Origin of the sequence: Tenacibaculum sp. MAR_2009_124 (assembly GCF_900105455.1) — a bacterium.
Taxonomy (GTDB): Bacteria; Bacteroidota; Bacteroidia; order Flavobacteriales; family Flavobacteriaceae; genus Polaribacter.
This window is the reverse complement of sequence record NZ_FNSF01000005.1, coordinates 203,864-216,215: the sequence shown is the minus strand read 5'-3', so window position 1 is coordinate 216,215 and position 12,352 is coordinate 203,864. Positions and strand designations below refer to the sequence as shown.

The window sequence follows — 12,352 nt, the reverse complement described above, 5'->3', positions numbered from 1 at the left end:
TGTACTTTTTGTCCTGATGTACCTTAATAGGCCGTGTTTTTATGAGAAAACAGCGAATTTTAAAAAAGGTTATATGGTACTTAGTTTTATTGTTTTTTTAAGTCTGATAGTGGTAAATGTTTCAATTGATGCAAATAGTTTGCAAGTAGACAGATGGTCTGCAATGGAAGTCACCATTAAGAATATAGTAGAAGGGGTGTATCCTTATAATAAATTAGACCATTTAGGACAAACGTCATCGAATCTTCCTGGACTTTCTCTATTAGGATTGCCTTTTTACCTATTGGGTGATGTTGGGTATTTACAAGTGTTTGTTTTTGGTGTTTTTGGCGGTTGGATCTATAAATCTAAAAGAGAAAAGAAAGAGAAAGTGTTGATTTTAATACTGCTTGTTTTGTCTCCTGCGTATTGGTGGGAAGTTTTTGCTAAGAGCGATTTAATGAGCAATGTGTTGTTACTCTTGATTTTTATTGATTTTTGGAAAGAAAAGTATAGTGAATTTACATTTAGAAAACCTTGGCTACTTGGAATACTTGTTGGTTTTTTCTGTTTAACAAGAGGAGTTGTTTTAATTCCTTTAACAATTATGCTTTTCTATGAATTCGTAAAGACGGAGCTTCGTAAGAAAGTATTGTTTCTGTTAGGAGTTGTAGTTTCCATGTTCGTTCTAATACTTCCAATACTATTATCTCTTGAAGATTTTTATACAATTATCGAAAATAATCCTTTCAATCATCAAACTAAATATGCTCCAAAGTTGTTAATCTTATTGGCTTTAGTGGTTCCTTTTTTTCTTTCTAGAGAATTTAGTGCTTCTAGACCTATTTTGAACTATTCGATGTATGTGTTAAGTGGTTTGTTATTGAGTACGTTTTTGTTAAATGTCATGGAAGAAGGTGCATCGAAGAATATTTATGGAAAAGCTTTCGATTTGTCTTATTTAGGAATGTTGATTCCTTTTGTGATATCGTCTTTATCTAGTCTAAATAATCAAATACTTCAGGTGAAAATTAAAGGTTAATTCATTATTTTTGTCATCAAAGACTGGGATGTAATGAAAAATACTATGCATGCATAGTATTTTTTAAAAAAATTACTTAACTTCGTCATTCAAAATAAGATTCTTTAAAACAACAATATATGAAAATATTAGTATGTATCAGTCATGTTCCTGATACCACTTCAAAAATTAACTTCACTGAAAATGAAACTAAATTCGATACGAATGGAGTTCAATTTGTGATTAATCCGTACGATGAGTTTAGCTTAACTAGAGCAATGTGGTTTAAAGAAAAACAAGGAGCAAAGGTTACTGTTGTAAATGTAGGAGACGCTTCTACAGAACCAACTTTAAGAAAAGCGTTGGCGATAGGTGCAGACGAAGCTATAAGGGTAAATACTGTTCCAACTGATGGGTTTATGGTAGCCAAAGAATTAGCAGAGGTTGTGAAAAATGGAGAGTATGACTTGGTATTAGCTGGAAAAGAATCTGCTGATTACAACGGGCAAATGGTTCCTGGAATGCTAGCTTCTTTTTTAGATTTTAATTTTGTAAATGGTTGTGTTGGTTTAGAGGTAGAAGGTTCAAATGTAACTTTAGAAAGAGAAATTGATGGCGGTGATGAAAAAGTTTCTTCCGTTTTGCCAATGGTAGTTGCTGGACAGAAAGGAATTGTAGAGGAAAAAGATTTACGTATTCCAAACATGCGTGGAATTATGATGGCTCGTAAAAAGCCGTTAAATGTTATTGAACCGTTGGGTGCAACTGCTGCAACATCAACGAAAACTTTTGAAAAGCCAGCTGCAAAGGGAGCTGTAAAATTAGTTGAGAGTGTTGATGAGTTAATAGACTTATTGCACAATGAAGCGAAAGCAATTTAATTAAACAAAGTAGAATTCAATGTTGGTGGTTTCTTATATGAGAAATGATCAATATCAAAAAATATAAAAATATGTCTGTATTAGTTTTTGCCGATTCGTCGGAAGGAAAATTTAAAAAATCAGCTTTTGAGGTTGTATCATACGGAAAAAAAGTAGCTGAACAGTTAGGGACCGATTTAATAACATTAACGATAAATGGAGGTGATGCATCTGAGTTATTTACTTATGGAGCGGAGCACGTTATAGAAGTGAAAAATGGTTTATCGTCATTTAACGCAAAAGCGTATTCGGGAATTATTAAGCAGGTAGCTGATGATAAATCTGCAAATATTGTGGTAATTGATTCAAGTATCGATGGCTTAACAGTGGCGCCATTGGTTGCTGTTGGGTTAGAGGCAGGATATGCTTCAAATGTTGTCGAATTACCTAGTAGTACAGCTCCTTTCGTAGTTAAAAGAAAAGCTTTTTCAAATAAAGGCTTTAATAACACAGAAATTTCAACAGAGAGAAAAGTAGTTGGAGTAGCAAAAAATTCTTACGGAGCTCATGAGAATGCAGTGTCAGGAAATGTAGAGAGTTTTGATGCTTCTGTTGAAGAATTAACTGTGAAATCAGAATCTATAGAAAAAGCTTCAGGAAAGGTGTCAATCGCTGATGCTGATGTTGTGGTTTCTGGAGGTAGAGGTTTGAAAGGCCCTGAAAATTGGGGAATGGTTGAGGAATTGGCTGATATTTTAGGAGCAGCAACTGCTTGTTCTAAGCCAGTTTCAGATTTAGGATGGAGACCTCACAGTGAACACGTAGGGCAGACAGGTAAACCAGTAGCGTCTAACTTATATATTGCAATTGGTATTTCAGGGGCAATTCAGCATTTAGCTGGAGTAAATGCTTCAAAAGTAAAAGTGGTAATTAATAACGATGCGGAAGCACCTTTCTTTAAGGCGGCTGATTATGGTATTGTTGCAGATGCTTTTACAGTAGTCCCAGAATTAATTGAAAAGCTTAAGGCATTTAAACAAGGATAGAAATTAGGGAAAAGATTCTTTTTAAAGAAAATAGAGAAGAACCCATAATTTTTATTAAATTGTGCCCGCTTATAAAAGACTGTCTAAAACTTTCAAAAAGCTTAAGTTAGACAGTCTTTTTTATTTTATGTTGATGATAAATGGGTCTAATAAAACTAACTATTAAAGGAATTTCTTACAGTCAAACTCAAAGTGGCGCGTACGCTTTGGTTTTGAGTGAGGTTGATGGTACACGAACGTTGCCAATTATTATAGGTGCTTTTGAAGCACAATCTATCGCTATAGCATTAGAAAAAGAAATTAAGCCTCCAAGGCCGCTAACACATGATCTTTTTAAAACATTTGCTGACCGCTTCTTTATTACAGTCAAGCAAGTGATTATTCATAAGTTGGTTGATGGAGTGTTTTTTTCTAGCCTTCTTTGTGAAAGAGACGGAGAAGAGGAAGTTATTGATACAAGAACATCCGATGCTATTGCCTTAGCCGTTCGTTTTCATGCTCCAATATTTACTTACGAAAATATACTCGATAAAGCTGGAATCTATTTAAAGATAGATGAGGAGCTTTCTGATATAGATGAAGACGAAGAAGATCTTGAAGACGAATTTGAACTTGCTCTAGACAACGACGATGGTGTTTTTAAAGAAATGTCTCTCGCTGAATTACAAAATCAGTTGACTGATGCTGTTACTAATGAAGATTATGAACTTGCTGCGAAAATTCGTGATGAAATAAGTAAGCGATCTTAATCTTATAAAACTACAAAGAATGAAAAAGGTATTAACTCTTTTAATACTTTGGCTTTCGTTTGGAACGATGGCTCAAAGTATTGAAAAAGAATGGAGTTTTTCTTCGATAGAAACCTTAGATGGGAAGGAGATTCTTCCTGTTAATGAGAATGATGTTTTTGAATTAACCAAAGGAGATTTCAATTATTCATTAGTTTCAAAAGATAGTTTAAAGGCAACTGGAACTTATATACACCAGAATAATCTTTTAATCTTTAATTACACCTTACCAAAAGATACTGTACGTTACTATAATATAACCGAATTATCAGATAGTGTTTTAGTGCTTTCTGAAAAAAATATTTTATACAAGTTTTCTGATACCCAGAAAGAAATGGCGGGTGCTGTAGTAAGTGCTGATCAGGATATTCAAATCGAACAGAAAAAAAATGGAATTATTCCTAGTCAAGGTTTTTCAATGAACAGTATGTTCAGAGGGATGCTTGGAATGTTTGTTTTGCTTGTATTAGCCTTTTTATTTAGTTCCAATAGAAGAGCTATAGATTGGAAAATAGTAGGTTTGGGCTTAATTTTTCAAGTTATTATAGCTATTGGAGTACTTAAAATATCGTTTGTACAAGCTGTATTCAATTTTATTGGAAAAGGGTTTGTAGAAATTTTAGAGTATACTAAAGCGGGGAGTAAGTTTTTATTTGAAGGTTTAATTTCAGATATGGATACCTTTGGATTTATCTTTGCTTTTCAAATTTTACCAACCATTATTTTCTTCTCCGCATTAACTTCATTATTATTTTACCTTGGAATTATTCAGAAAGTGGTAAAAATTATGGCCTGGTCGCTAAGTAAAATATTAAAAATTTCAGGAGCTGAGAGTTTATCTGTTGCAGGAAATATTTTTTTAGGACAAACAGAAGCACCTTTATTGATCAAGGCATATCTTGAAAAAATGAATCGATCAGAAATGCTTTTAGTGATGATTGGTGGTATGGCAACAGTGGCAGGAGCTGTTTTAGCTGCGTATATAGGGTTCTTAGGAGGAAATGATGAAGCTTTAAAATTACTATATGCAAAGCATTTATTAGCGGCATCGGTAATGGCGGCACCTGGAGCTATTATTATTTCAAAAATATTGTATCCTCAAACCGAGGAAGTGAATACAGATGTTCAAGTTTCTCAGGAGAAAATAGGTTCTAATATACTAGATGCCATTGCTAACGGGACTACAGAAGGATTACAACTAGCTATGAACGTAGGAGCCATGTTGTTAGTTTTTGTAGCTTTTATAGCTATGATTAATGGCGTTTTAGGAGGAATTGGTAGTTTTGACGGAATAGAATATTTTGATTGGAAATTTGTTTCGTTAAATGAACGTATCGCAGGAGCTACACCATATCAATATTTATCACTCGAATTTATTCTAGGATACCTATTTGCTCCACTCATGTGGTTAATTGGTGTTGCCAGTGAAGATATGGCACTTATGGGGCAGTTGTTAGGGATAAAACTTGCAGCGAGCGAGTTTGTAGGGTATATACAGTTGGCTGATTTAAAAGATATCGAAAATGTTACGCACTTAACGTATAATAAGTCGGTAATTATGGCTACTTATATGCTTTGTGGGTTTGCTAATTTCGCTTCTATTGGTATTCAAATCGGAGGTATAGGATCATTAGCTCCTGGACAACGAAAAACATTATCTGAGTTTGGAATAAAAGCTCTTATCGGAGGTACTATTGCTTCTTTAATGTCAGCTACAATTGCAGGAATGATTATAGGATAATTTTTGTTCAAAATTCGATTAAATTATACATGATTCGTTGATGGTTTTTACTATATTAGAGTAACCAAATTTTATTTAAATCAACTAATTATGAAAAAATTACAAAATTTACAAGGATTTAAAATTCTAAGCAAAGAAGAAAAAAAGGAAATTAGCGGGCAAAGACGTGGATGGAAGATCTACTGTGGAGGTCCAGGAGAATGCTGTGTTCGTTACGATGATGGGTCAGGATATTGTGATGCCGGTTATTGTATGGGAAATAGATGTATTTGGGCATAGTCTAATAATCTTTTTTTAAAGTAAAAAAAATAGTAGAAACACCAATCAGTTATGATTGGTGTTTTTTGTTAGCTTAAAATATCGAATATTGGGGAAGTGGTGCAAAGTAGATCAATTCATTCTATTTAACATTTTAAAATAATTATGGAGATACCTTTCTTTCTATATTTAAGAAAACGAAGTTTATTGTCAATTAGGTAGTTATGAAAAGCCTTCAAAGGTTTAAAGCTTTGAGTAAGCAAGAGTAGCTGGGAATTAACTGAGGTATTGATCGTCATTATTGTAAAGGTAATAGCCAATGTTGTAGTTGAATGGCTATAACTTAGAGTTTTCGATTATGGTTATTGTCACGGTAATAAATGTGAATTGACTTAATTCTTCGTTAATAACTTACTGAAAAGAAATTCTAAAGCATCAATACTTTTTATGGATGCTTTTTTATTTTTACCAAATCTTATCCTTAGGTAGAATTATAACAAAATGAAGCAATATTTAGATTTAGTAAAGCACGTTTTAAAAAACGGAAATGAGAAAGAGGACAGAACAGGAACAGGAACCAAAAGTGTTTTTGGCTATCAAATGAGATTTGATTTAAGTGAAGGGTTTCCAATGGTAACGACAAAAAAACTTCATTTAAAATCTATTGTTTACGAACTGTTATGGTTTGTAAAAGGTGATACCAATATAAAGTATTTGCAAGAAAATGGCGTAAGAATTTGGAACGAGTGGGCAGATGAAAAAGGAGATTTGGGACCAGTTTATGGGCATCAATGGCGTAATTGGAATAGTGAAGAAATTGATCAATTAAAGGAAGTTATTGAGACCTTAAAAAAGAATCCAGATAGTAGAAGAATGATTGTTTCTGCATGGAATCCTTCTGTACTACCAGACACGTCAAAATCATTTTCGGATAATGTAGCCAACGGGAAAGCAGCGTTGCCACCGTGCCACGCATTTTTCCAGTTTTATGTTGCTGATGGTAAATTGTCTTGCCAGTTGTACCAGAGAAGTGCTGATGTTTTTTTAGGAGTTCCTTTTAATATTGCTTCTTATGCATTACTAACGTTAATGGTAGCTCAAGTTTGCGGTTACGAAGCAGGTGAGTTTGTCCATACTTTTGGAGATGCACATATTTACAATAACCATTTTGAGCAATTGGAACTGCAACTATCGAGAGAACCAAAGGATTTACCTACGATGAAATTAAATCCAGAAATTAAAAACATAGAAGACTTTACTTTTGAAGATTTTGAATTGATTGGCTACGATCCACATCCTCATATAAAAGGAAAAGTAGCAATTTAAATACATGATTTCTATTTAGAAATTTAAGAAATTATTTATACAACTTTAAGACGCTTTTGTTATCAAGAGCGTTTTTTTATTGAGTAATGCGCTGTCAATGAGTGCTTGTTTTAATATGTTTATTAAACCAAAGTAAGGCTATCTATTATCGGTATATATTTCAATGGTCTTTTTATGATTTAACGTTCTTTTATCGTTCCTAAGTGTTAAAAATTAAAAGATGTTATTATCTTAGTAAAAAACAATTTAGCTAAAAAAATGACCACAGAAATAGACACAATAAAAGAAAGTATTTATGAAAAAATAGCCGAAATTAATGACGAAAATGTTTTAATAGCTATTCAAACCATCATAAATAATATTGAAAACAGTAAAGATTATCAAATAACCAGTAAAGAAGATTTTTCGAGCTATATAAAAGAATGGGTGAAAAACATGTAATTGACAGTGCTCTTATATCGTTAAAAAAAATACTTCACGAGTTTCCTCAAAAAGCGTTATGTATTACGGAAGAAGATTGGAATGTGAAAAAATCTTCTGGAAAATGGAGTAAAAAAGAATTGTTGGGTCACTTAGTAGATTCTACCTTTAATAATTTACAGCGTTATATTCGTGTTCAATATGAAGATACACCACATGTGATGTATAATCAAAATGAATGGGTACGATCACAACATTGGCAAAAACTTCCCGTCACTAGAATATTAAGTTTGTGGGAGGCCGTTAATTGGCAAATTTTACATGTTTGGGAGCATTTTCCAAAAGAGAAAACAAATCTTTTACTTGATATTAGTAAGGAAACTAAAGAGATTCATACTTTTGCAGAAATGATTGAAGATTACATCAACCATGCAAAGCATCATATAAAACAAATACTACCTCAAATGATAACGGTAATTGCAGCTATTGGAGAAAATAATGAGTTAGGAAAAGGAAATGATTTAATCTGGCATTTACCTGCAGATTTAAAAAGATTTAAGAGGTTAACTTCTGGGCATCATATTATCATGGGACGTAATACTTACGAAAGTATAGGGAAACCATTGCCAAATAGAACAACCATTATCGTGACAAGAGATAAAAATTATCAACAGGAGGGGTGCTTGACTGCTGGGAGTATTGAGGAGGCTGTTGAACTAGCGAAAAGTGATGATGAAATTTTTATTATAGGTGGCGCACAAATCTATAAACAAGTATTAGCCTTTGAATTCATTGATAAGTTAGATATCACACATGTACATTCATCTTTTGAAGCAGATGTTTATTTTCCAGAAATTAATTCTAACCAATGGAAAGAGGTACGTCGAGAAGATTTTAAAGCCGATGATAAAAATAAATATGATTATAGCTTCGTTTCTTATGTAAGAAAGTCTCAACGAGAGATTCAGAAAACCGAGTAGGTCGGTCACTACCAAAAAAAGGAATAAATCAATTAATGACTTACAGTATTTAAGTCTTATTTACTTTGGTTTTTAGGTGTTAAGATCAAGTGATCTACTTAAGTTTAGTTATATCAAATCGCAGAAAAATATGTCAATACAACTTACTTCATTAACGAAAAAATATAAAGCTCAAACCGCAGTGAATGCTATTTCTTTTTCAGCAGAGAAAGGAGAAATTGTTGGGTTTTTAGGTCCTAATGGAGCAGGGAAATCTACGACAATGAAAATGCTTACAGGGTTTATTAAACCAAGTGAAGGCGAGGTATTTGTTGGAGGTGTTAATGTTGTAGAAAATCCAATTGAAGCGCAAAAGAAAATTGGATATTTGCCAGAGCACAATCCTTTGTATCTGGATATGTATGTTAGAGAGTATTTGCAATTTCATGCGGCTATTCATTCAGTAGAGAAAAGCCATATAGAAACAATAGTTGAAAAAGTAGGACTTACACCTGAGGCTAATAAACAAATAAAGCAATTATCAAAAGGATACCGACAACGAGTTGGATTGGCAGCTGCAATTTTGCATAATCCGGAGGTATTGGTGTTAGATGAACCAACTACAGGGCTCGACCCAAATCAATTGGTTGAAATTCGTCAATTGATCAGAGAACTTGGAAAAGATAAAACGGTATTGTTATCGACGCATGTTATGCAAGAGGTTGAAGCTTTGTGTGATAGAGTTATTATCATTAACAAAGGAGAGTTGGTTGTTGATGAAGCTTTGAAAGCTCTTAAATCAAGTAATAAGCAGGTAATAAAGGTGACTTTCGATTATAAATTGGAAGAACAGTTTGTTAAAAGATTACCGAATATAAGTGCTTTTAAAAATACAACTGAGAATAACTGGACGCTAGAGTTTGAAACTACTGAAGATATGCGTCCCGTAATTTTTGATTTTGCTCAAGAGAACGGATTGAAAATTCTTGGGTTAAACTCAGAAAATAAAAACTTAGAAAACTTATTTCAAGAGTTAACTCAGTAATAGGTAGCAAAACTATTTCGAATTTACTGTAAGCGAATATACTTTTCAATGTTTAAATGATTTACATTGATTGAAGTTACTTTTTCAATTCCTTTGGTTATTAAGGTGTCTCCATAGAGTCTATATTCAAACTCAAATTTGTTATTCTCCCATTCCCTAAAATTGCAAAAATCTAAATGTTCAATATATCTTTGAGAAGTTATTTCACACCTTCCACCACCAGACACAAAAATAGCGGTACTGTCTTGTTTAAGATCATGTCTTAGAAAAGCAAAATGTGTATTGTTAATTATTTTTATAACTTCTTGATTAGCGGTGTAATCTGTAACTGTAGTGTCTTTTTCTTTGATAATAGTGCCCGTTAATAATTTCCATGTTCCAATGATAGCAGGAGATTCTGTTGAATGTTTGGCTTTTGAATTTCTTTGACAAGAGTTAAGAAATAATACTAAAAAAAACACGGTTGAGATAAAACTAAATAAGAGGGATGTTCTTTTCATGAATAGCTTTTATATGGGTGACTAATATATAGTAAGAATTTTAGAGAATAAATAATTACTCTTGCTTTAACAGGATATTAGGTTTCTTAAAGGAGGAATAAGAAATCACATTGTTTTTTTTGAATTTCAGAGAAAAAACAACTAGAAATCCTTTCCAAGGAAGAAATGATAAAGAAATCTAATTTTTACAGTTAAGTTAAAAATTCTTCTTCCAATAATTTGTTACTTTGTTCTTCAGAATAGGCTTTTTATGGAAGTTTTTGAAAAGAACAATTAAAAGTTCTTCACCTTTGAATTGTAGTCATAGGTTTTTATGACGAAGGTGTTACCCGAAAAACCTGTTTAAAAAGAGTAGGGAACCTAAACTTTATAATTATGGCACTTCAAGCTCCATTTTCTATTACTATTAATCCAAAGAAGGACGTTTTGGATATTCATCAAGGAAAACTAATGACAACTCTAAGTGGGCATCAAATTCACCCGAATGGCGTATACGAGATTACCTATGAATCAACTGTTAAATATCATAACAACGAATACCCTGTTGATAAGGTAGTTATTTATAACACCAATAACGCTTCGAAAGGCTGGTTTTATACTGTAGATACATCAAACGATTCGACGAATCCATTAATCATTAGAACTGGAGCCTATGGAACGGACAGTGATAAATTATATGCATTTATTGTTGATGTAACATCTTCAGATAACACAGGAAGCGGTACATTAACGGTTACTCAAATAGCATAGACTAATATAAAAAGTTTCAAAAAAACAATCTCGCACATAATTAACAGTATGTGCGATTTTTTTATGTTTGATTGTTAATTTCTTAGAGTAATGCTGCCCTGAAATATTATTTTAAAGTTCCTTTATACCATATTCTTTTGACAAAATGGGGCACTGAGTTTTATATTCATTTTTAATAGATGGCTTTACTCCTTCTTTAATAATCATTCCGTTTCGCAGGGTCATTTCTTCAACTCCTGCTGAACTATAAAACAATAACATGCGAGCTCTAGTATTAGAATTGTTTTTAAAACCACGTATTTCATTCGGAGCGCAAGAAACAAAGTCTTCTTTTTTAGCAAAAAAATCAACGTTTTCTAGGTTGAAAGTAACTTCTCCTTCTAATATAAAAAAGGCTTCGTATTCTTTCGTATGGATATGAAGAGGAGCCCCTTGTCCAGACTCTAATGTTACTTCCATTAGTGAAAAGTTGTTTTCAGTTCTTTTTCCTTCGGCAATTATTCTATATAAATTTCCTGTTGATAATACATGAGTTCCTTCTTTCGCCTTACAAAAAAATGAATGTTGATTTGTTTCCATTATAACCAGTTTTGTTTGTATTCTGTTTTGTGTTACAAAGATTATGAAAATGTATATTTTCTGTATAGGATAAAATTTTAAAAGGCTTGGACTTATTCGAAATATAAAAATATTGATATCCGACAATAGATGAAAATAGAGAATAATGATTGAAATGTTCTTCAAAAAAGAACCCGAATAAGCTTTGAAATTCCGTACTTAACTATAAAACCCAAGTAGAGATAGTATGTCGTATAATGTGATAGGGTTTACGATAGTGTAATACAAAAAAAGGCAAAATTCGGGTCAAGTATAAATAATAAGATAATAAACAAAGAAGTAATCATGAGTCTTGCTTGTCTATTACTTTCTCTTATCTATTTATTTTTCTGACAACAATTATGGAGTTTGAATTGAAGCATGAACCTAAAAATGCTTCTCCATTAAAGTTTGAATCGAAACTCATAACATAAGGTTCATAACCTGATTTTGATGAGGTCCAGTAAAACAAACTTTCATCGAAGTTACCCATACCTTTTTCGTGTAAATTTAAATATATTGCTTCTACCGACTCTTTGCTCGGAATAAACCAATCATCATGATTTTTATAGTTTAAATCATAGGCAATTTTGAAGACGTAGTTGTCACTTCCAAACTCAAAACCATTTGTAACATTTGAATTGTTTGCTGCATTTCCCTCAATAATTTGAATAGTGTTTTTCATACCATCGCTGATAAGATTACTAGTAGTTAAATTAAAATGATCGCCCCATGATTTTGGTCCAATTTCAGAATAATTACAAGCTACAAGTAAAGATCCATTTATTTCATTCACATGAAAAATAAAGCCTCCTTCATAATTAACTCCATATAAAGCTTCTTTTCCAAGACTATTTGCTATTTGAAGAGTCGATACTCCATTTTGAAGGTTTTCAAGAACTGAAAGTTCTTCGTTAAAAATGGTAGGGTCAATTTCAATATTCTTGGAACAGCTTAAAGTAAAGAGTATGCATACAACAAAAACAAATCGTTTCATAATAGATAATATTTATAAAGTTTTAGATACGACAAACTAAATAAATATTGATTATTAAATACTTG

Annotated in this window: 14 protein-coding genes; 11 read left to right on the top strand and 3 right to left on the bottom strand. The window is 32.4% G+C overall.

All coding sequences use genetic code 11. The features are described from left to right. Positions 1-73 precede the first annotated feature (73 nt). The 10 genes from BLW23_RS11785 to gldA all read left to right on the top strand — a co-directional run bounded on the left by BLW23_RS11785 (position 74) and on the right by gldA (position 9,443). A complete protein-coding gene (locus BLW23_RS11785) occupies positions 74-1,021 on the top strand; it encodes a hypothetical protein (RefSeq protein WP_143032160.1) in 948 nt (315 codons plus the stop codon). A 119-nt stretch (positions 1,022-1,140) separates the two neighbouring features. Beyond that, positions 1,141-1,881 carry an electron transfer flavoprotein subunit beta/FixA family protein gene (locus BLW23_RS11780; protein WP_093670072.1) on the top strand — a complete coding sequence of 247 codons (741 nt, stop codon included), beginning with the start codon at positions 1,141-1,143 and terminating at the stop codon, positions 1,879-1,881. Positions 1,882-1,952: 71 nt separating this feature from the next. Then, entirely contained in the window at positions 1,953-2,906 is a 954-nt protein-coding gene (locus BLW23_RS11775) for an electron transfer flavoprotein subunit alpha/FixB family protein (protein ID WP_093671764.1), read from the top strand. A 140-nt stretch (positions 2,907-3,046) separates the two neighbouring features. Then, positions 3,047-3,655 (top strand): bifunctional nuclease family protein, encoded by a 609-nt coding sequence (locus tag BLW23_RS11770; RefSeq protein ID WP_093670070.1) that lies wholly within the window; start codon positions 3,047-3,049, stop codon positions 3,653-3,655. A 19-nt stretch (positions 3,656-3,674) separates the two neighbouring features. Beyond that, positions 3,675-5,435 carry a NupC/NupG family nucleoside CNT transporter gene (locus tag BLW23_RS11765; RefSeq protein WP_093670068.1) on the top strand — a complete coding sequence of 587 codons (1,761 nt, stop codon included), beginning with the start codon at positions 3,675-3,677 and terminating at the stop codon, positions 5,433-5,435. Between the two features lie 90 nt (positions 5,436-5,525). Then, positions 5,526-5,714 carry a hypothetical protein gene (locus BLW23_RS11760; protein WP_093670066.1) on the top strand — a complete coding sequence of 63 codons (189 nt, stop codon included), beginning with the start codon at positions 5,526-5,528 and terminating at the stop codon, positions 5,712-5,714. Positions 5,715-6,194: 480 nt separating this feature from the next. Next, positions 6,195-7,019 (top strand): thymidylate synthase, encoded by an 825-nt coding sequence (locus BLW23_RS11755; RefSeq protein ID WP_093670064.1) that lies wholly within the window; start codon positions 6,195-6,197, stop codon positions 7,017-7,019. A gap of 258 nt (positions 7,020-7,277) precedes the next feature. After that, on the top strand, positions 7,278-7,460 hold the full coding sequence (locus tag BLW23_RS11750; protein WP_093670062.1) for a hypothetical protein: 183 nt from the start codon (positions 7,278-7,280) through the stop codon (positions 7,458-7,460). Beyond that, positions 7,442-8,419 carry a dihydrofolate reductase gene (locus BLW23_RS23865; RefSeq protein WP_093670060.1) on the top strand — a complete coding sequence of 326 codons (978 nt, stop codon included), beginning with the start codon at positions 7,442-7,444 and terminating at the stop codon, positions 8,417-8,419. The genes BLW23_RS11750 and BLW23_RS23865 overlap by 19 nt, the downstream gene beginning before the upstream one ends. A gap of 130 nt (positions 8,420-8,549) precedes the next feature. Beyond that, positions 8,550-9,443: a gliding motility-associated ABC transporter ATP-binding subunit GldA gene (gene gldA, locus BLW23_RS11740; protein ID WP_093670058.1), complete on the top strand. Its 894-nt coding sequence runs from the start codon at positions 8,550-8,552 to the stop codon at positions 9,441-9,443. Positions 9,444-9,466: 23 nt separating this feature from the next. Here the strand turns inward: gldA and BLW23_RS11735 are convergent, their stop codons facing one another. Further along, positions 9,467-9,943 carry a hypothetical protein gene (locus tag BLW23_RS11735; RefSeq protein ID WP_093670056.1) on the bottom strand — a complete coding sequence of 159 codons (477 nt, stop codon included), beginning with the start codon at positions 9,941-9,943 and terminating at the stop codon, positions 9,467-9,469. 375 nt (positions 9,944-10,318) lie between these two features. Between BLW23_RS11735 and BLW23_RS11730 the strand changes: the two genes are divergently transcribed. Then, complete coding sequence (locus BLW23_RS11730) at positions 10,319-10,693, top strand: hypothetical protein (protein WP_093670054.1); 375 nt, start codon at positions 10,319-10,321, stop codon at positions 10,691-10,693. A gap of 111 nt (positions 10,694-10,804) precedes the next feature. On the opposite strand, the gene BLW23_RS11725 is transcribed toward BLW23_RS11730, so the two are convergent. Both BLW23_RS11725 and BLW23_RS11720 read right to left on the bottom strand, forming a co-directional pair. After that, positions 10,805-11,272 (bottom strand): cupin domain-containing protein, encoded by a 468-nt coding sequence (locus BLW23_RS11725; protein WP_093670052.1) that lies wholly within the window; start codon positions 11,270-11,272, stop codon positions 10,805-10,807. 352 nt (positions 11,273-11,624) lie between these two features. Then, positions 11,625-12,287, bottom strand: coding sequence for a hypothetical protein (locus tag BLW23_RS11720; protein ID WP_093670050.1), 663 nt, complete (start codon positions 12,285-12,287; stop codon positions 11,625-11,627). Positions 12,288-12,352 lie beyond the last annotated feature (65 nt).